The organism is Paenarthrobacter sp. GQ52, from assembly GCF_059759005.1.
In genome coordinates this window covers 19,139-37,920 of record NZ_JCAXEJ010000005.1, presented here as the reverse complement: position 1 = coordinate 37,920, position 18,782 = coordinate 19,139, and the positions used below count along the sequence as shown (strand labels likewise).

Here is an 18,782-nt window from a genome sequence, read left to right as displayed (position 1 = left end):
GGAGCGTGTTCACTGCTGCTGCTCCGTTTGGCGGTCCCGCCAGTTGCTTTCAACCGGCCACACGGATACTTGCTCGCGGACCGTCACGGATTGGCGTGGAATTACTTCGGCCGGCAGTTGCGGGGAATCGGCCAAAACCCAGGTGTCCTTGGAACCGCCGCCTTGGCTGGAGTTCACTATCAAGGATCCTTCCTTGAGCGCCACCCGGGTGAGGCCTCCGGGCAGGACCCAGACGTCGTCGCCGTCGTTGACTGCGAAAGGACGCAGGTCCACGTGGCGGGGGCCAAACTTGTCTCCGGAGAGTGTCGGCACCGTGGAGAGCTGCAGGACCGGCTGTGCGATCCATCCACGGGGATCGGCGATGACGCGTTTGCGCAGGGCGTCGAGTTCGTCCTTCGTGGCGTCCGGCCCGATGACCAAGCCCTTACCACCCGACCCGTCCACGGGCTTGACCACCAGCTCGTCGAGGCGGTCCAGAACATGCTCCCGGGCTTCCTTTTCCTCAAGCCGGAAAGTGTCGACGTTGGCGATGATCGGCTCTTCGTGGAGGTAGTACCGGATGAGATCAGGCACGTAGCTGTACACGAGCTTGTCGTCGGCTACGCCGTTGCCCACAGCGTTGGCGATGGTCACTCCCCCGGCACGGGCGGCGTTAACCAATCCCGGGCAGCCGAGCATGGAGTCCGAACGGAACTGCAGTGGATCCAGGAAGTCGTCATCGATGCGTTTGTAGATGACATCCACGCGCTGTTCACCCGCTGTGGTTCGCATGTACACGCGGTTGCCACGGCAGATGAGGTCCCGGCCTTCCACCAACTCCACGCCCATGAGCCCTGCAAGGAGTGTGTGCTCAAAGTAAGCGCTGTTGAAGACGCCCGGCGTCAGGACAACAACGGTGGGATCGTCCACGCCTGAGGGAGCGGTCTTGCGCAGTGCAGAGAGGAGCCGGCGGGGGTACTCCTCCACCGGCCGGATGTGCTGCTGGCCGAATGCCTCAGGCAAACCCTTGGCCATGGCCCGGCGGTTCTCCAAAACGTAGCTGACACCAGAAGGTACGCGGACGTTGTCCTCCAGCACGCGGAAGGTTCCAGCTGCATCCCGGACGACGTCAATGCCCGAAACATGGACACGAACACCACCTGAGGGCTCGAAACCGTGGACCGCGCGGTGGAAATGTGCACTGGTGGTCACAAGCTGCCGCGGAATCACGCCATCGGTGACTACGGCCATCCGCCCATAGACATCGTTCAGGAATGCTTCAAGGGCTTTGACGCGCTGGGCAACGCCGCGCTCCAGTACATCCCACTCGTCGGCGGGAATGACGCGCGGGACAATGTCCAGGGGAAATGGCCGCTCCTCCCCCGCGTAGTCGAACGTCACGCCGCGGTCCAGGAAAGTTCGGGCCATGGAATCCGCCCGGGCGGTGACATCCGCCAGGGAAAGCTCGCGGAGAGCCCCGGAAACCTGACCATAGGATCTTCTGGCAACGTGGCCCTGGGCAAACATCTCGTCATAGGCACCGCTGCGCGCGGCGGCCTCGGAGTAATCCTGAAATAGGTCAGACATGGGATTCAGGTAATCACCTTTTTGAGTCGAGCGCATTTCGCGCTGGTTGTGTGGCCGTTTCCGGGCACTCCCGGTTCGCCTTCCGTGCCCCCATCCGGCAGGGTTGAGGCATGCCCTTCAACAGTCTTGCGCCCCAGTTGTCCCGGCTGGGGCCCGGGTTGCTCCTGAGCATCGTCGCAACGGGTCTTGCCTTCGCCATCCACACTGTCTTTCCGGTGGTTCCGGCCATGACCCTTGCTGTTGCCTTGGGCCTGCTTTCAGCCAATATACCGGGCACGGCCGTGTTGACCGCGGGGCGCGCCCGGCCAGGCCTGGACTTCGCTGGAAAGCACCTCATGCGTGCCGGCATCGTGCTTTTGGGCCTCAAGGTCAGCATCGGCGACGTCCTTGGCCTGGGTTGGTTATCCCTGCTGCTGATCGCAGGTGTTGTCCTGGTGAGCTTCGCGGGAACTTATGGGCTGGCGCGTCTGTTGCGCCTCCCCGGAGAAGCCGCCCTCCTTATCGCCACGGGCTTTTCCATCTGCGGAGCCTCCGCGATTGGCGCAATGGCAGCTGTGCGCCGTATCAAGCATCAAGACACCGTGCTCCCCGTAGCGCTGGTGACACTGTGCGGAACCCTTGCCATTGGTGTACTCCCACTTCTCATGCACCCGTTGAACCTTAATCCCGAACAGTTCGGGGCCTGGACCGGCGCATCAGTGCATGACGTCGGCCAGGTGGTGGCCACGGCACAAACCGCAGGTACATCGGCGCTGGCGATCGCCGTCGTCGTAAAATTGACCCGGGTGGTTCTGCTGGCGCCTGTTGCAGCAGCAGCCGGGGTGCACCAGCGAATTCTCCAAGTGAGGGAACGCAGCAACGGTACGCGCGGGGCCGCCAACGGCGTTGACGGGCGGTTCCCGCCGATTGTCCCGCTGTTCGTCATCGGCTTCCTGTCCATGGTGGCCCTCCGATCCTTGGGTTGGGCGCCGGCGGCGGGACTGGAGATCGCTGCGGCTGTTCAGGACATCCTCTTGGCGACGGCGCTGTACGGGCTTGGTTCGGCGGTGCGGGTCCGCACCCTGATTCACACGGGAGGGCGAGCAATTCTGGTGGCCTTGGGGTCCTGGCTCCTCATCGCATCGTTGGGCCTGGGGGCCGCGTGGATCATGATTAGATAGCTGTGTGTCGAATCACAATCTGTCGCGCGATGAAGCCGCTACCCGTTCAGCCCTGATCACCACCCACAGCTACGACGTCACCCTCGATGTCCGCGACGCAGCAGATCCTGCCGTCGCCGGATACGCGAGCACCAGTACCATCACCTTCTCAGCGGACTCCGGCTCCGCCACTTTCCTGGATTTCATCAGCGGCGGCGTCGATTCCGTGGTGTTGAACGGCCGGTCGCTCGACGTTGGATCAGTGGTGGACCGCGACAGGATCATCCTGGAAGGTCTCGAAGCCGAAAACACGGTGACTGTGACCGGGACGGCGCTCTACAGCCGCTCCGGGGAAGGCATGCACCGCTTTGTGGATCCCGCCGATGGTGAATGCTATCTCTACACGCAATATGAACCGGCGGACAGCCGCCGCGTCTTCGCCAATTTCGAACAGCCCGACCTCAAAGCTGAATTTACGTTCCACGTGATCGCCCCCGCTGCCTGGGAAGTCGCCTCCAACGGAGTGGAAGAGGCCCGCACACCTGTACCGGGCGATCCCCGTGCCGCGCAATGGGATTTCGCCACCACTAAGCGAATGTCCACTTACATCACTACTGTGCTCGCCGGCCCTTACTTCAAGGCCGAAGATCACTGGAGAGCAAAGCTCGACGACGGCACCCGCCTTGACGTCCCGCTGGCACTTTTCTGCCGGGCCTCCTTGGCAGGCTCATTCGACGCCGACGAGTTGTTCCGACTGACCAAGAGTGGACTGGCATTCTTCAACGAGCTCTTCGCCTATCCCTACCCCTGGGGCAAGTATGATCAGGCGTTTGTACCTGAATACAACCTCGGGGCCATGGAGAATCCCGGGCTGGTGACGTTCACGGAGAAGTACGTCTACGCTTCCCGCGCTACGGATGCCCAGTATCAAGCCCGAGCCAATACGCTGATGCACGAGATGGCCCACATGTGGTTCGGCGACCTCGTGACCATGAACTGGTGGGATGATCTCTGGCTCAAGGAGTCATTCGCGGACTACATGGGAACCCTGGGTGTAGACCGGGCTACGGATTGGGACACTGCATGGGTGAATTTCGCCAGCAAGCGCAAAGCCTGGGCTTATGTGCAGGACCAACTGCCTACAACGCACCCGATCGTCGCGGACATCCCTGACCTCGAGGCCGCCAAGCAGAACTTTGACGGCATCACCTATGCCAAGGGCGCCTCTGTTTTGAAACAGTTGGTCGCCTATGTTGGCTTTGATGCTTTCATTGCGGGGTCCCGTCAGTATTTTCGGGATCACGAATTTGCCAATACATCCCTTCAGGACCTCCTCCAGGCGCTCAGCATTGCCTCGGGCAGGGACCTCGCCGACTGGGCACGCCAATGGTTGCAGACGTCGGGCATCTCCACGGTTGCCGCTGAGATCGTGGAAGACGATGGGGTCCTCGGCGCCGTCACTCTCCAACAGGAGGCCATCGATCCACTGACCGGCCATCAGGAGCTCCGTCCGCACCGCATGCGGTTGGGCTTGTATGACACCGACTCCACCGGTGCCTTGGTGAGGACTGAAAGCATTGACGTGGACGTTGCCGGCCCAAGCACGCTGGTGACTGCTTTGAACGGAAAGCGCCGGCCAGCGCTGCTGCTGGTCAATGATGACGATCTGAGCTACGTCAAAGTGCGGCTGGACCCCGAGTCCGAACACACAGTGCGGACGTCCCTGGATAAGATTTCGGATCCCATGGCCCGCGCTCTCTGCTGGACCGCGCTCTGGGATTCGGCCCGGGACGGAGTTACCCCAGCGGCCCGCTACGTGTCCGCCGTCGAGCAGTTCGCGACCTCCGAAACGGGCATAGGTGTCCTGCTGAACGTGTTGGGCAACGCTGCCAGCGCCATCGAGCGTTATGTAGCCTCTGAGACTCGCGAAGCCGTGCGGAAAGAGTTCCTGGCGGTGGCCGCTGAGCAGTTGATGGCTGCTGCTCCCGGCTCAGACTCCCAGCTCGCATGGGCCAGGACCTTGGCCGACGTCTCCAGGCATGGTGACAGCCAGCTGACCCTCGTTCGGGGAGTCCTGGAGGGCAGCACCGTGGTGGAGGGCCTTGCCGTGGACGCCGAACTACGATGGAGCCTCTGGCAGGCGCTGGCGGCCCACGGGCAAGCGACCCTGGCCGAGCTGGACCACGAGCTTGAGGCTGATAAGACAGCATCGGGCAGGGAGGGGCATGCCCTTGCCTCAGCAGCCCGACCGGACGCATCAGTCAAGGCAGCTGCCTGGGATTCCGCGGTCAACAGCACAGGCCTTTCCAACGAGATCCTCAGTGCCACGATCGCCGGCTTTGTTACGGCTCCCGGAGACCTACTGGAACGCTACGTCGAGCCCTACTTCGAGTGCCTTGAGCGTGTTTGGTCCGAACGCAGTATTGAAATCGCGGGCCGGATTGTCCGTGGCCTCTTCCCCGGAACCCAGGACCTGCCAGAAGGCGTGCGGCCTGCTGATCACCCGGTACTGGCGCGTGCCGACCATTGGCTTCGTGACCACGATGGAGCTCCCCGCGCCCTGCGCCGCATCGTCATCGAGCAACGGAGCCACCTCTTGCGGGCGTTGACGGCGCAAGCGGCCGGCTGACCGCGAAGGACAGTCGACCGGAAAGAACCTAGGGAACCCGGTTCAACCATTCCCCGGTGCCGAACTTCGCGTCCACGCGCCGCCTTGCTTCGGCGAGTTCGTTGTCCGTAAGCCGGGTTTCCACAGCTCCGTAACGTTCTGTGAAGACGTCCTGCATGGCCTGGAGGATTGCCGAGCGCGCAAGGCCTGTCTGGCGCCGCAACGGGTCCACGCGCTTCTTGGCACTCCGGGTTCCCTTGTCAGAGAGTTTCTCCTTGCCGATGCGCAGGACCTCTACCATCTTGTCCGCGTCAATGTCGTAGCTCATGGTGACGTGATGGAGCATGCCGCCACTTGCGAGCCGCTTTTGTGCTGCACCACCGATCTTGCCCTGATCGGTGGCAATGTCATTGAGGGGCACGTAGAAGGCGGTAATGCCCAGCTTCTCGAGCGCGGCCATGACCCAGGCATCCAGGAATGCGTACGAGTCAGCGAAGCTGATTCCATCCACCAGCGTCTGCGGGAGGTAGAGCGAATAGGTGATGCAGTTGCCTGCTTCCATGAACATGGCGCCGCCACCACTGATGCGGCGCACCACCGTGATGCCGTGCTTGGAGACGCCATCCGGATCCACCTCGTTTCGTACCGACTGGAAACTGCCAATGACAACGGACGGCTCTTCCCAATCCCAGAACCGCAAGGTGGGATTGCGCCGCCCTGCTCCCACTGCCTCCGTGAGGACCTCATCCAACGCCACGTTCACCTGCGTGGGCAGTACCGAAGGTGGAATGACTTCCCATTGGTGGTCCGCCCAGCCCGTCGCCTTGGAGAGCGCACGGCGGACGGTTACAGCCACCGCCTCTGCGGAGAACCCGAACAGTACGGCTTCCGGGGGCAATCCGGCATTGACGGCTGCGGCGATGTCTGCCGCTGTTGAATTCTCCTGGAGGCCGGTGAGTGCCCGATTGATGTCCTCAAGGGCTTCGTCGGGCTCCAGGAAAAAGTCGCCGCTCAGGGATACGTTGGAAAACCGGCCATTGGCCACTTCCAGGTCCACCACCACAAGTTTGCCGCCGGGGACTTTATATTCGCCGTGAAGTCGCGCGTCGTCGTCGTGGGTGTGCGGTTCCTGAGCCGGGTGGGTAGTCATGGTGTCCATCTTGCCGGAAAACACAAAGGCCCGCATTGCCGGAAATCCAGCAATACGGGCCTCGAAAAGCCTTGGGGTGAAGTGGGTTACTTCTTGCCGCCGAAGCCCTTGAAGCGAGCGTTGAAGCGCTCGACGCGGCCAGCGGAGTCCATGATGCGCTGCTTGCCCGTGTAGAACGGGTGGGACTCCGAAGAGATTTCGACGTCGATAACCGGGTAGGTGTTTCCGTCTTCCCACTCGATGGTCTTCGAGGAAGACACGGTGGACTTGGTCAGGAACTGCGTACCGGAAGCCAGGTCGTTGAAAACAACAGCTTCGTACTTCGGGTGGATATCAGACTTCATAATGGGACCTTTTGTTCGCGCAACTGGATTTTGCCAGCTGCCAGGTATGAATGGAGGTGGACCTTTGCTGCAATGCGAACATTCCAGCGGCCGGGCCAACAACCAATCATAGCCGAAACGGCCATCCCGTACGAACTCCGCTCAATCGCGTGGGCGGAGTTCCCAAAACGCCACTGCCGAGGCCGCTGCGACGTTGAGTGAATCGACGCCTGCACGCATGGGAATCTTGACGGCGAGATCGACGGCGGTCAACGTCTCCAGGCTCATGCCTGCCCCTTCGGTTCCAAGAACCAGAGCCAGTTTGGGGATATTCCGTGCCGCGAGATCGTCCAGGTCCAAGGCATCATCGGTCAGCTCCATGGCCGCCACTGTGAAGCCCTGTTCCTTCAGTTGCGCCAAGTCGCCAGGCCAGCTCTCCAGGCGCGCCCATGGAACCTGGAACACCGTGCCCATGCTGACGCGGACACTGCGCCTGTACAGCGGGTCCCCGCACCGTGGCGACACGAGGACCGCGTCCACTCCAAGTGCAGCGGCCGAGCGGAAGATGGCACCCACGTTGGTATGGTCCACGATGTCCTCCAGGACGGCGATCCGCTGCGCGTTTGCCAAGAGGTCCGACAAGGGGACGGGAGCCGGCCGGTGCATTGCAGCCATGGCTCCGCGGTGCAGGTGGAACCCCGTGATTTCTTCCAGCAAGGAGGCCTTGCCAATGAAGACCGGAACATCAGGATGAGCCCGGAAGACGTCGTCGAGGTCCTCCAGCCACTTCTCAGCAAGGAAGAAGGAACGTGGCTGGTGGCCTGCAGCGAGTGCCCTGCGGAGGACCTTGGAGGATTCGGCGATGTACATGCCCTCCCGGGGCTCGCGCAGCTTCCTCAGGTGTACATCGGTGAGCGTGGTGTAGTCCGTGACGCGGGGATCGTTGGCGGACTCAAGATAATGGAATGTCACCGGGTGATTATTTCAGCAGGTTGGCGACCATGAAGCCCAAGGCCACCATGCCGAGGGTGAAGATCACTGCCCGGAGGACCTTGGGAGACAGCTTCCGGCCTACCTTGGAACCGACGAGTCCGCCAATGGTGGAGCTGACTGCGATGAGCAGGACAACCAGCCAGTTGATGCGGTCGAAGGCGAAGATCAGGTAAGAGATTGCCGCCACCATGTTGACGCCCAGTACCAGGATGTTCTTCATGGCATTGGCATTTTGCATGGTTCCGCTCAGGAATACCCCGAGGATGCCTACCAGGAGAATTCCCTGTGCAGCGACGAAGTAGCCGCCATACACGCCCGCCAAGTACACAAGGACCACCAGCAGGAATCCGTGGCTGCGGTCCCGGATGGCATGTTCCGGATTCTCTTCCCTGCTGCGGACCCATGCCTGCAGTTTGGGCTGGAACACCACCATGAGGAGGGCAAGGACCAGAAGGACGGGGGCTACGTAGTGGAAGACCTTCTCCGGCAGGTGCAGCAGCAGCCACGCGCCGGTGATTCCACCGAGCAAGGAGGCCGGCAGGAGTTTCATCAGCTGCCTGCCACGGCCTGCCAGTTCGCGTCGGTAACCCCAGGCACCCGCGGCCGTGCCGGCCACGAGTCCCATCGCGTTGCTCATGGAAGCCACCACCGGTGTGACGCCAAGGGCTATGAGCACGGGGAAGGTTACCAGCGTGCCGGAACCGACTACCGCGTTGATGGTGCCGGCCCACAGGCCCGCGAAAAAGACCAGGATGCTGCTAAGGATCTCCATTGTTGACTACGCGACCGGGCTAGCGGCGGGCCGTGGCCGTGTAGCGGCCGGCGTTTTCCGAAACGTCCAGCGCCAGGCCGAAGGTTTTGCTGAGGTGTTCGTCAATAAGGACTTCCTTGATGGGACCAGCAGCCACCACTCCGCCTTCGCGGAGCAGCATGGCGTGCGTGAATCCAGGCGGTACTTCCTCAAGGTGATGAGTGACAAGGACCATCGCCGGAGCGGCTTCGTCGCTGGCGAGCTCACCGAGCTTGTGGACCAGTTCTTCACGCCCGCCGAGGTCAAGGCCTGCGGCAGGCTCGTCCAGCAGCAGAAGTTCCGGGTCGGTCATCAGCGCACGGGCAATCTGGACGCGCTTGCGCTCCCCTTCGGACAGGGTGGCAAAGGTGCGGTTCAACAACGGACCCATCCCCCAGTCATTGAGCAAGCCGAAGGCGCGGCGTTCGTCGTCGCGTTCGTATCCCTCACGCCAACGACCGGTGACGCCATAAGCTGCCGTGACCACGACGTTCAGGACGTTCTCGTGTTCTGGAATCTGGGTAGCGAGTGCTGCCGAAGAAAGGCCGATGCGGGGACGGAGTTCAAAAACATCAACGCGCCCCAAGGTTTCGTCCAGGATCCCGGCCTTGCCGCTGCTTGGGTGCATGCGGGCGGCAGCTATCTGGAGCAGGGTGGTCTTGCCCGCGCCGTTCGGTCCCAGGATGACCCAGCGTTCGCCTTCGTTGACTTCCCAGTCGACCTTGTCCAGCAGGGTCTTCTTGCCTCGGACAACGCTGACGGAAGCCAATTCCAGAACATCACTCATAGCAGTAGACACTAGGACAAAAGTAGGTGTGACTGATAACCGGGGTATCTCCTAGCTTACGAGGGGAAACGAATTCGGATGGATGTAGCGCCCTCAGTAGGATTGAGGCCATGACTTCGAACTTGGCTGCAGTCAGCTACGGCGTGAACTTGTCCCCCGAATCGCTGGAAAATGTGCTCAAAGTTCTGGCTGACGCCGGAGCCTCAGTGTCGTCGGAATCACAGGGCGGCGACGAGCGCTTCGGTGTGCACACGGCCGATCTTGTGGTGGACGCCGACACGGAAGCGGGCCTTTTGACAGTGAGGCGGCTGGTGGCCGACGCTGCCGAGGCAGGAGTGGACACAGCCATTGTTTCCGGGAGCCTGCGCCAAGCCCCCCGGAAGTTCCTGATCATGGATGTGGATTCAACCCTGATCCAGCAGGAGGTCATTGAGCTGCTGGCAGCGCACGCCGGCAAACGGGAGGAAGTCGCTGCCGTCACAGAGGCTGCCATGCGCGGTGAATTGGACTTCGCCCAGAGCTTGCATGCCCGCGTTGCCGTCCTTGCCGGACTTCCTGCCGCCGTCGTTGATGCTGTTCGCCAAGAGGTGCGCCTAAGCCTTGGTGCGGCAGAACTGGTGGCTGCATTCAAGGAGGCGGGGCATGTGGTGGCTGTTGTTTCCGGAGGATTCAACCAGATTTTGGGGCCCATTGCTGAAGAGCTTGGCTTGGACTATTGGATTGCCAATGAGCTCGAGATCGTCGACGGCGTGTTGACCGGCAAGGTTCTCGGCTCAGTCATCGATCGGGCTGCCAAGGAGAAGTACTTGCGTGAGTGGGCGGCCGCGGAAGGCATCAGTCTTGAGCACACCATAGCGGTGGGCGACGGCGCCAACGACCTGGACATGCTGAGTGCGGCCGGCCTCGGCGTCGCCTTCAACGCCAAACCAGCAGTGCGCGCAGTGGCGGACGCTGTCATCACCATGCCGTACCTTGACGCAGTTCGGCATATCGCCAACGTCTGAAGGCTGGGCGTCGCTTGCGCGACGCCGTTTCGTGTGACCCTGACCCGGCACCGGTGGAGTTTCTCCACCGGTGCTTTAGTTTGCCCGGAAAGGCACGCTTGAAGGATAAGCGCGACAGTCGAGAAGAAGCATTCGGAGCGAAACAGCAAAACCAATTTCGTGACGCAGAAAACGTCACTATTTATCAAACTGTCATTCTGGCGCGTAATCAATAGCACTTTTCGGTTAATGCGTAAATCTTGTGCTTTGGTGCATAAGTTGTTGTGTAAAGTGAAGACTTCCATCAATATCTCCGCAAAGCAGGCGGCAGGCTGGAACGAGGAAAGTGCGGGGGCAGGAAGTGAACCGTTCGGAGCGCACGTGGAAGTGGTGGAAACGCGACTACGTATTCGAATTGAGTGAACCTGATGACAAAATTCCGGACGAGCGTTTAACACCCCTCCACGAGATTTTGCAGGCGAATCACTACGACGTCAACGTCACCCGAACTACCAACTTCATGGGCACTGCCGATGACACAACAGAACAGGAACAACCCGATATGAGCACACTTGATGAATCCATAAAGCAACTGCTGGCTATCGAAGGAGCCACTGGCGCGGCCGTGGTGGACTATTCCAGTGGAATGGCCTTGGCCCAGGGTGGGAACCCGGGCTTCGACCTCGGCGTTGCTGCTGCGGGGAACTCAAATGTGGTGAGCGCCAAACTGCGCACTATGGCTGAGCTAAGCGTTGACGGCGACATTGAAGACATCCTCATCACGCTCGGGACCCAGTACCACCTGATCAACGTCCTGAATTCAAGCGGTTCCAGGGGCCTCTTCGTCTACCTCGTACTCGATCGCACGTACGCGAACCTGGCGCTGGCCAGGCACAAGCTCAAAAACCTGGCCAAGGACATCACCATCTGATTTCCGGCGGAAGACGAAGGGGACGGTGGCGCATGCGGCACCGTCCCTTTTCGTTGTCTTACACTTCGGATCGTTCTTTCGCAGAAGGAAGAAACAGCGTCAATTTCTCACACGGCGTGCGTCGCCGCCACCGGATTCAAACTTCACACCCAGCATGTGGTGTACCAAAACATCCTCATTGGTGTTGGCATTGGCCTCGATAGTCACAAGTTCGCCGTCCCGCATCACGCCCACCCGGTGGCACCAGCCGATCAGTTCGGACAAGTCGGAAGACAAGAGGATAATGGCAACCCCTGTTTGGCTGAGCTCGCTCAGCATCTTGTAGACCGTCTCCTTGGCGCCAATGTCGATGCCACGGCTGGGATGGCTAAGGATCAGCACATCACAGTCCGAACCGATCCATTTGGCGAGTTGAATCTTCTGCCTGTCCCCGCCGGAGAGGGTGGCGATGTTGCCGTGGATGTTCGTCGTGCTGATGCGCATACGTCGAATGACCTCAGTTACACCACGGAGCTGCGAAATCTCGTCCCGTAGATTCGCCTCGCCCGCCTCCGGGACAGGCTGAAGGCCGTCCACGATGCTGCCCGTCTCCCCACCACTCTCCGCGGCATCGGACAAGTAGCCGATTTTTAAGCGGGAGGCATCCTGGACTCCTCGGATCTGAACCGGTTGACCGTGCAAAAGGATGTGTCCCGAGGTGCTGGGGTGAACTCCCGCCAGCGCTTCGACCAACTCGTAGACACCTGACCGATGAGTTCCGACCAAGCCAAAAATCTCGCCTTTGGATACATTGAAGGTGACCTCCCGAACCTTGTCTCCCATGCTGAGGTTCACCACCCGCAGTGCCTCTTCACCCGCTGCCGGGTCAGTGGGCCTCGTGCCGTCTTCGAGTTCCTGCTGAAGCAACAGAAAGGCCAATTCGTCGACGTCGGTATGACTGGCTTCAAGTATTTTGTGCACCCGGCCTTCCCGGAGGACGGCTATACGGTGTGCAATGGATCGGACCTCATCCAGTCGATGCGTGATGTAGATGATTGCGCGTCCTTGCCGGACCAGCATTCGCAACACCTGATGCAGGACAGCGACATCGTGATCCGGCAGCGAAGCTGCAACCTCGTCCATGATGACCAACTGGGCTTCTTCGGCAACCATCCGCAGCACCTCCACAAGGGCCTGCTCAGCACGAATCAGCGTTCCGACCTTCATGTCGGGATCCAAGTTGATGCCGATGTCGCGTATTAACTTTCCTGCTTGATCCCGGAGTTCGTGATGAGGCTTATCTGCTTGGAAAGTACCCCGGAAAATGGCCCTTGCAATGGTTAGTTGGGGATCGATCCGGAAGTTCTGCGGGATGAGACCAACCCCGCAGGCCTGCGCTTCCTCTATGGAGTCCGGCACATACTTTTCTCCGGCCAGCGTCATCATTCCGGTGTCGTGCCTATGGGATCCGGCCAGTACGCCCATTAGTGTGGTTTTTCCCGCACCGTTGGTGCCGATCAACCCCAGTATCTCGCCACGTTGTACCGAAAGTCCGACGCCTTTAAGGATGCGCCGATGATCGTACGAGGCATGAATATCATCAGCATGCAGTAACAGGTCCAAAGAAAGCTCCTAAACAAAGGGACAATGGCCGCCCCTGTGAGTCAACCGCGAAGTTTCCACTTGATGTCTGAGTGCGTGAATTGGCATAGAGCCGCCAACCGGGTTCATGCGGCCTGCTTACAAACAAGGACGAGGGCGCCTTGGAGAGTCAATCAGATAAATTCGTTTATTGCAAAGCTAAAGTGGCGAAACAACAATTGCTATTTCGTGACGCGAAATGCTGAATAATTTATTGAACTGTTATTTGCAGAGAGGGGCAGCTGTTAAACAGCAGCGGCCCGGGACGTTGGTCCCGGGCCGCTGACGATTTGATGCGCTGGCTATTCGGCAGTCTTACCGAAGTAGTCTGCACCACCCACGTATTCGGTATGGCCGGATTCCACATCGGCGGTCACCATCTTCGCAACCTCGGCCGCGAACTCCTCCACAGAGTACAGCCTGCCGGCTTCCGCTCGACGGGCTTCAATGGCTCCCGGGTTGGAGCGATCCAGCAAGGTGGCAGTCACGGTGCCTTCGATCATGTCGCCGGATACGACCACAAGTGAGATGCCCTTGTCCGCAAGGTTGGGCAGGAGGGCGCGCAGGGCGTCCTCACCGGCACGCTTGCTCTTGGCAACGGGCTCGTACTCGGGCATGGTGGGCACGGTTTCCACAAAGTGCGCCTGATGGCTGGTGACGAAAACCACGCGCGAACCCTCGGGCATAAGCGGAACGGCTGCGTTGAGCATATTCACCTGGGCATCGCGGTTCAGCTTGAGTGCGTACCCCTCTTCCATGCCCGATTCCATGCCGCCGGAGGCGTTAAGTACCAAGACATCGAGGGAACCGAACTCCTCCATGGCGCTGCTTGCCAGTGCGTGCACGCCTTCGTCAGTGGTGAGGTCTGCCCCAACTGCAGCCGCGCGTCCGCCTGCTGCCTGGATCTCTGCCACTACCTTGTTGGCACGCGGCGCCTTCTGACGGTAGTTGACGACGACGGCGGCACCCTCACCCGCGAGGATCTTGGCAACTTCGGCGCCGATTCCCCGGGAAGACCCCGTGACGATGGCGGTCTTGTTATCCAGCGTTCCCATTCGTGCTCCTTTTGTTCACTTCATCCAAATTCCGTGGGTTCGGATTCCATCATGCCAGCGGCACGAAGGAAATCCGTTGTTGACCCCGGACAAAAACAGCCGTGCAGGCTAGTTTCCTAGTGGCCCATCCCGAGGCCGCCATCAACCGGGATCACGGCGCCGGAGATGTACGCGGCTTCGTCGCTGGCAACCCACCGCACCACGTTGGCTACCTCGGACGCCTCGGCGAAGCGTCCCGCAGGAACGTTGGACAAGTAGGACTTCTGGGTGTCTTCGGGCAGTTCGGCCGTCATATCGGTGTTGATGAAGCCGGGCGCAACAACATTCGCGGTAATGCCGCGGCTGCCAAGTTCGCGGGTCAGGGAGCGTGCGATGCCCACCATGCCGGCCTTGGAAGCGGAGTAGTTGATTTGGCCAGGTGCGCCGTAGAGGCCCGACACCGAGGAGATGAGCACAACGCGGCCCTTCCGCAGGCGGATCATGCCCTTGGACGCCCTCTTGATCACACGGAAGGCTCCGGTCAGGTTGGTGTCGAGAACTGACGTGAAGTCTTCCTCGCTCATCCGCAGCAGTAGCGTGTCCTTGGTGATTCCGGCATTGGCTACCAGCACTTCCACAGGTCCGTGCGCCTCTTCGACGATCTTGAAGGCAGCGTCGATTGATGTCTCGTCCGTGACGTCGGCCTTGACGCCCAGGATGCCCTCAGGCAGTTCTGTTTCACTGCGGTAGGTGACGGCCACCTTGTCACCGTTGGCAAGGAACGATTCGGCGATGGCGAGGCCGATGCCCCGGTTGCCGCCGGTAATGAGGACACTGCGGCCGGTGGATACTGCTTCAGACATGCTTTCGCTCCAGGTTCCGCGGCATTCTTTTGCCGCTATGAAGAGGGATTTTCCTGATTCGATCCTATCCGCAGCCCGCTGCAACCCCCGGGTAACCGGCAACCAGCGCGGTTTGGGCGGTTACAGCCTTGGTGAGAGAATTGAGAGAGGCCTTTGGAGCGTGATGATTCAGTTGTGACACGAGAAAACAGTCCCCTGCAGCAAGTGCCCGGGGAACCGGACGCTGTTTCCAGCGACCCCGAGGTCCACAGCATCACCGATGCCGCGGCCGCACACTCCGAAGACATGCGTGACCGCATGATTAAGTATGCGGTGGCCATGGGCATCCGCATGGTCTGTATCATCCTGATTTTCGTGGTTGACGGCTGGTTCAAGATCATCGCCATCGCTGGTGCCGTGTTCCTGCCTTGGATTGCTGTGGTCATAGCAAATGGCAACGACAAAGCGGAGGACCACAGCGAGTCCCTGCTGGATTACGTGGCCGTTCCTGAGATCGAACGTTCCCCGGAGCCGGAAGAAGCTCCTGCGGACGGGCCGACAGTGCTTCAAGGAGAACTGGTGGACGACGAACCACCAAGCAAACAAGCGGGCCCCGCAACGGGCCATGCAAGCGAGGCCGGGCATCCCGGCGACGAACGGGCGGCTTCATGAATATCTTCAATCTTGGCGGCCCGGGTGGGGCCAGCCAGGAGTCCGAACGTGCCACGGGTCCGGCTTTGTGCTCCCGTAAAGGCTGCAGAGCCGGCGCCCAATGGCAACTCCTTTGGAACAATCCCCGCATCCACACGCCGGATCGACGCAAGGTGTGGTTATCGTGCGGTGACCACCGGGACTGGCTGGAGGACTACCTGCAGACGCGTGGCCTGTGGAAAGAAACTGTGCCGTTCACGGCCAGTCAAGAAGCAGCAAATGGGGCCGGCTGAATGTATCGTTTCCTCTTCTCCAGCAAGTGGCTGGGATACTTCGTGCTGGCTGTCATCTTCGCCACAGCCTGCGTTTTCCTGGGCCGCTGGCAGATGGACCGCAGGGCTGAAACGCTGGCCGAGATCAATCGCGTGGTGAGCAACTACTCGGCAACTCCCATTCCCTACACGGAGATTAAAGAGCAGTTCGACGCCCTGGACCCCGAGCGGGAATGGACCCAGGTTGAATTGCGTGGGAGCTACGACGTCGATGGTCAGCGGGTTGTGCGGAACCGGCCGCTGAACGGCCAGCCAGGTTACGACGTCGTGGTTCCTTTTCGGCTGACCACAGGCGAAGCCGTGGTGATCGACCGGGGTTGGCTGCCGATCGGAAACAACACGCCAGGCCGTCCTGACGTCATTCCGGCTCCTCCCACTGGCGAGGTGACAGTGGTAGCGCGGCTAAAGCCCGCCGAACCCAAGCTGGATCGGGGCGCGGTGGACGGTCAGCTGGCCTCCATTGACCTGGCCGGATTCGCCAGTGAACTTCCCTACCCCATCGCCACCGGGGCGTACGGGCAACTGGCCAGCGAAGCCCCCGCAGTGCAGCCGATGCCCACGCCCTTCCCCAAGCCTGCCACCGAAGAAGGAACGCACCTTTCCTACTCTTTGCAGTGGTTCGCCTTTGGCGTGCTGATGTTTATCGGGTTCGGATACGCTGCGCGGCAACAAGCCCGGAATGCGGCAATCGATGCTGAAGAGGAAGAGGACGAACAAATCCTCGCCGCCGGTGGCACACCCAAGCAGCGCACCCCTGCTCCCCGTAAAAACAGGCGGCGCACGTCCGAAGAAGAGGAAGACGCCATCCTGGATGCACAAGGCTACTGAGTGATTCCGGATCCCGTACTCAACGTAAAGTCAGCCCTGACCGCGGCCGGCGCTCAGGACACGGTTCGGATTTTCGAGGACAAGGTCCCGACGGCGGCCGCCGCTGCATTGGTCCTGGGATGCGAGGTGGCCGCGATCACCAACAGCCTGGTCTTCGAGCTCAACGGCGCACCTTTGCTCATCCTTGCCAGTGGTGCGGCGAGGGTGGACACGGGGCTCGTGGCGGATCACTTGGGCACAGGCAAGATCCGCCGCGCCACACCGGATTTCGTGCTGGCGCACACCGGCCAGGAAGTAGGCGGAGTCGCGCCCGTGGGCCATCCGAAGAAGCTCCGCACGATTCTGGACGTCTCACTCCAAACGCGCCCGGTCCTCTGGGCCGGCGCAGGAGATCACAACTCGATGTTCTCCATCACGTACGAAGAGCTGGCACGCATCACCGCAGCGGAACCCCTGCAGGTCCGCTAGGCAGCGCGAAGGCGACAAGCCCGCGAGCGGAGCGCGCAGCGGAACGCAACCAAACGCTCCGCTGGCGGCCCGCCCCAGGGCTTACGCCAGAGTAATGAGGTCCAGGTAGTCTTCGTTCCAGTGGTCTTCAACGCCGTCGGGGAGCAACACAACGCGCTCCGGGTTCAGTGCCGACACGGCACCTTCGTCGTGACTGACCATGACGACGGCGCCGCTATAGTTCTTGAGCGCCCCCAGGATTTCGGCGCGACTGGCAGGGTCCAGGTTGTTGGTGGGCTCATCAAGGAGCAGCACATTCGCGCTGGAGGCCACGATTGTGGCCAAGGCCAAGCGGGTCTTCTCACCGCCGGAAAGTACGCCTGCGGGCTTGTCGACGTCGTCGCCGGAGAACAGGAATGAACCCAGGATGCCTCGGACTTCGGCGTCTTTCATGTCCGGGGCTGAAGACCGCATATTTTCCAGGACCGTGCGGTCGACGTCGAGCGTTTCATGCTCCTGGGCGTAGTAGCCCACCTTGAGGCCGTGCCCGGGGATGATGTCGCCAGTGTCGGGCTTATCAACACCGGCCAGCATGCGCAGAAGGGTGGTCTTGCCGGCACCGTTAAGGCCAAGGATGACCACCTTGGAACCGCGATCAATGGCCAGGTCTACATCCGTGAAAATTTCCAATGAGCCATAGGACTTGCTCAGCCCCTCCGCCGTCAGCGGGGTCTTGCCGCATGGTGAGGGATCCGGGAAACGCAAGGCGGCCACGCGGTCGTTTTCGCGCACGGCCTCCAATCCACTGAGGAGCCTCTCGGCGCGCTTGGCCATGTTCTGGGCAGCCACGGCCTTGGTGGCCTTGGCGCGCATCTTGTTGGCTTGGTCGATCAGGACCTGCGCCTTCTTTTCGGCATTGGCGCGTTCGCGCTTCCGGGCGCGCTCATCCGTTTCGCGCTGCAGCAAGTAGCGCTTCCAGTCCATGTTGTAGAAGTCGATCTGTGCGCGGTTGGCATCCAACAGGAAGACCTTGTTCACCGTTGCTTCGAGCAGGTCCGTGTCGTGACTGATCACGATCAAGCCGCCTTGGTGGTTCTTCAGGAAGTCGCGCAGCCAAGTAATGGAGTCGGCGTCAAGGTGGTTGGTGGGCTCGTCGAGGAGCAGGGTTTCCGCGTCCGAGTAAAGGATGCGTGCCAACTCGACACGGCGCCGCTGGCCACCTGAGAGGGTCTTCAACGGCTGGTTGAGGAGCCGATCCGGCAGGGCGAGGTTGGAGGAGATCGCAGCGGCTTCGGCTTCAGCAGCGTAGCCGCCACCCGAGAGGAACTCAGCTTCGAGGCGATCGTAGCGGTTCATGGCTTTGCGCTGCACGGCCGCATCATCGCTTGCCATGTCCTCATGGGCCTTCTTGAGCTTGCCTACCACGACGTCCAAGCCGCGGGCGGAAAGGATACGGTCCCGGGCAAGCTGCTCCATGTCCGGCGTCCGCGGGTCCTGCGGCAGGTAGCCGATCTCACCGCTGCGGGTGACTTTGCCGCCTGCCGGAAGGCCTTCGCCGGCAAGGACCCGGGTGAGGGTTGTCTTGCCGGCGCCGTTGCGTCCGACGAGACCAATCTTGTCCCCTTTGTCCACCCTGAAGTTGACCTGGTCCATGAGCAGGCGTGCGCCGGCGCGGAGTTCGAGGTCCTGGACGGTAATCAATTCGGGTGATGCCTTTCAATGGGGAACGCTCGCGGGGACCGGTGGGTCCGATAAGTG

18 protein-coding genes are annotated in these 18,782 nt (G+C 61.0%); 8 read left to right on the top strand and 10 right to left on the bottom strand.

The window, feature by feature from the left end; all coding sequences use genetic code 11:
• Positions 1-9: 9 nt before the first annotated feature.
• A complete protein-coding gene (locus AC6CH8_RS08800; RefSeq protein WP_091470688.1) occupies positions 10-1,566 on the bottom strand; it encodes a circularly permuted type 2 ATP-grasp protein in 1,557 nt (518 codons plus the stop codon).
• Positions 1,567-1,676: 110 nt separating this feature from the next.
• Between AC6CH8_RS08800 and AC6CH8_RS08795 the strand changes: the two genes are divergently transcribed.
• Positions 1,677-2,726 (top strand): YeiH family protein, encoded by a 1,050-nt coding sequence (locus AC6CH8_RS08795; RefSeq protein WP_498190014.1) that lies wholly within the window; start codon positions 1,677-1,679, stop codon positions 2,724-2,726.
• A 4-nt stretch (positions 2,727-2,730) separates the two neighbouring features.
• Complete coding sequence (gene pepN, locus AC6CH8_RS08790) at positions 2,731-5,334, top strand: aminopeptidase N (RefSeq protein WP_498190012.1); 2,604 nt, start codon at positions 2,731-2,733, stop codon at positions 5,332-5,334.
• 28 nt (positions 5,335-5,362) lie between these two features.
• On the opposite strand, the gene lplAB is transcribed toward pepN, so the two are convergent.
• The 5 genes from lplAB to AC6CH8_RS08765 form a co-directional block, all read right to left on the bottom strand.
• A complete protein-coding gene (lplAB, locus tag AC6CH8_RS08785) occupies positions 5,363-6,463 on the bottom strand; it encodes a lipoate-protein ligase LplAB (protein WP_243836888.1) in 1,101 nt (366 codons plus the stop codon).
• Between the two features lie 86 nt (positions 6,464-6,549).
• Positions 6,550-6,807: a type B 50S ribosomal protein L31 gene (locus AC6CH8_RS08780; RefSeq protein WP_017200906.1), complete on the bottom strand. Its 258-nt coding sequence runs from the start codon at positions 6,805-6,807 to the stop codon at positions 6,550-6,552.
• A 141-nt stretch (positions 6,808-6,948) separates the two neighbouring features.
• Positions 6,949-7,758, bottom strand: coding sequence for a TrmH family RNA methyltransferase (locus AC6CH8_RS08775; protein WP_420178099.1), 810 nt, complete (start codon positions 7,756-7,758; stop codon positions 6,949-6,951).
• A gap of 7 nt (positions 7,759-7,765) precedes the next feature.
• Entirely contained in the window at positions 7,766-8,551 is a 786-nt protein-coding gene (locus AC6CH8_RS08770) for a sulfite exporter TauE/SafE family protein (protein ID WP_498190009.1), read from the bottom strand.
• Between the two features lie 19 nt (positions 8,552-8,570).
• Positions 8,571-9,356, bottom strand: coding sequence for an ABC transporter ATP-binding protein (locus AC6CH8_RS08765; protein WP_498190007.1), 786 nt, complete (start codon positions 9,354-9,356; stop codon positions 8,571-8,573).
• A gap of 110 nt (positions 9,357-9,466) precedes the next feature.
• On the opposite strand from AC6CH8_RS08765, the gene serB reads away from it, so the two are divergent.
• Together serB and AC6CH8_RS08755 are read left to right on the top strand one after the other, a co-directional pair.
• Positions 9,467-10,360 carry a phosphoserine phosphatase SerB gene (gene serB, locus AC6CH8_RS08760; RefSeq protein ID WP_498190005.1) on the top strand — a complete coding sequence of 298 codons (894 nt, stop codon included), beginning with the start codon at positions 9,467-9,469 and terminating at the stop codon, positions 10,358-10,360.
• A 394-nt stretch (positions 10,361-10,754) separates the two neighbouring features.
• Positions 10,755-11,270: a roadblock/LC7 domain-containing protein gene (locus AC6CH8_RS08755; protein ID WP_498190003.1), complete on the top strand. Its 516-nt coding sequence runs from the start codon at positions 10,755-10,757 to the stop codon at positions 11,268-11,270.
• 99 nt (positions 11,271-11,369) lie between these two features.
• Here AC6CH8_RS08755 and AC6CH8_RS08750 read toward each other — a convergent pair whose 3' ends face one another.
• The 3 genes from AC6CH8_RS08750 to AC6CH8_RS08740 form a co-directional block, all read right to left on the bottom strand.
• Positions 11,370-12,872 (bottom strand): sugar ABC transporter ATP-binding protein, encoded by a 1,503-nt coding sequence (locus AC6CH8_RS08750; RefSeq protein WP_498190001.1) that lies wholly within the window; start codon positions 12,870-12,872, stop codon positions 11,370-11,372.
• A gap of 320 nt (positions 12,873-13,192) precedes the next feature.
• On the bottom strand, positions 13,193-13,945 hold the full coding sequence (locus tag AC6CH8_RS08745) for an SDR family oxidoreductase (RefSeq protein ID WP_498190000.1): 753 nt from the start codon (positions 13,943-13,945) through the stop codon (positions 13,193-13,195).
• A 116-nt stretch (positions 13,946-14,061) separates the two neighbouring features.
• Positions 14,062-14,787: a beta-ketoacyl-ACP reductase gene (locus tag AC6CH8_RS08740; RefSeq protein WP_498189998.1), complete on the bottom strand. Its 726-nt coding sequence runs from the start codon at positions 14,785-14,787 to the stop codon at positions 14,062-14,064.
• Between the two features lie 153 nt (positions 14,788-14,940).
• On the opposite strand from AC6CH8_RS08740, the gene AC6CH8_RS08735 reads away from it, so the two are divergent.
• The 4 genes from AC6CH8_RS08735 to AC6CH8_RS08720 are packed head-to-tail and all read left to right on the top strand — an operon-like array spanning position 14,941 to position 17,045.
• Positions 14,941-15,438 carry a DUF3099 domain-containing protein gene (locus tag AC6CH8_RS08735; protein ID WP_178992784.1) on the top strand — a complete coding sequence of 166 codons (498 nt, stop codon included), beginning with the start codon at positions 14,941-14,943 and terminating at the stop codon, positions 15,436-15,438.
• Positions 15,435-15,710 carry a hypothetical protein gene (locus AC6CH8_RS08730; RefSeq protein WP_420181097.1) on the top strand — a complete coding sequence of 92 codons (276 nt, stop codon included), beginning with the start codon at positions 15,435-15,437 and terminating at the stop codon, positions 15,708-15,710. Before AC6CH8_RS08735 ends, AC6CH8_RS08730 begins: the two co-directional genes overlap by 4 nt.
• Positions 15,711-16,577 (top strand): SURF1 family cytochrome oxidase biogenesis protein, encoded by an 867-nt coding sequence (locus AC6CH8_RS08725; protein WP_498189995.1) that lies wholly within the window; start codon positions 15,711-15,713, stop codon positions 16,575-16,577.
• Complete coding sequence (locus AC6CH8_RS08720; protein WP_498189993.1) at positions 16,578-17,045, top strand: YbaK/EbsC family protein; 468 nt, start codon at positions 16,578-16,580, stop codon at positions 17,043-17,045.
• An 81-nt stretch (positions 17,046-17,126) separates the two neighbouring features.
• On the opposite strand, the gene AC6CH8_RS08715 is transcribed toward AC6CH8_RS08720, so the two are convergent.
• The gene (locus tag AC6CH8_RS08715) at positions 17,127-18,725 is read right to left on the bottom strand and encodes an ABC-F family ATP-binding cassette domain-containing protein (RefSeq protein ID WP_011774803.1); all 1,599 of its coding nucleotides are present in this window, start codon (positions 18,723-18,725) and stop codon (positions 17,127-17,129) included.
• Between the last annotated feature and the right edge of the window lie 57 nt (positions 18,726-18,782).

What these genes read in the sequence shown, in the direction of transcription:
- AC6CH8_RS08800 (WP_091470688.1), bottom strand. Translation starts at nt 1,566, where the DNA reads ATGTCTGACCTATTTCAGGATTACTCCGAGGCCGCCGCGCGCAGCGGT.
- AC6CH8_RS08795 (WP_498190014.1), top strand. Translation starts at nt 1,677, where the DNA reads ATGCCCTTCAACAGTCTTGCGCCCCAGTTGTCCCGGCTGGGGCCCGGG.
- lplAB (WP_243836888.1), bottom strand. Translation starts at nt 6,463, where the DNA reads ATGACTACCCACCCGGCTCAGGAACCGCACACCCACGACGACGACGCG.
- AC6CH8_RS08780 (WP_017200906.1), bottom strand. Translation starts at nt 6,807, where the DNA reads ATGAAGTCTGATATCCACCCGAAGTACGAAGCTGTTGTTTTCAACGAC.
- AC6CH8_RS08770 (WP_498190009.1), bottom strand. Translation starts at nt 8,551, where the DNA reads ATGGAGATCCTTAGCAGCATCCTGGTCTTTTTCGCGGGCCTGTGGGCC.
- AC6CH8_RS08765 (WP_498190007.1), bottom strand. Translation starts at nt 9,356, where the DNA reads ATGAGTGATGTTCTGGAATTGGCTTCCGTCAGCGTTGTCCGAGGCAAG.
- serB (WP_498190005.1), top strand. Translation starts at nt 9,467, where the DNA reads ATGACTTCGAACTTGGCTGCAGTCAGCTACGGCGTGAACTTGTCCCCC.
- AC6CH8_RS08745 (WP_498190000.1), bottom strand. Translation starts at nt 13,945, where the DNA reads ATGGGAACGCTGGATAACAAGACCGCCATCGTCACGGGGTCTTCCCGG.
- AC6CH8_RS08740 (WP_498189998.1), bottom strand. Translation starts at nt 14,787, where the DNA reads ATGTCTGAAGCAGTATCCACCGGCCGCAGTGTCCTCATTACCGGCGGC.
- AC6CH8_RS08730 (WP_420181097.1), top strand. Translation starts at nt 15,435, where the DNA reads ATGAATATCTTCAATCTTGGCGGCCCGGGTGGGGCCAGCCAGGAGTCC.
- AC6CH8_RS08725 (WP_498189995.1), top strand. Translation starts at nt 15,711, where the DNA reads ATGTATCGTTTCCTCTTCTCCAGCAAGTGGCTGGGATACTTCGTGCTG.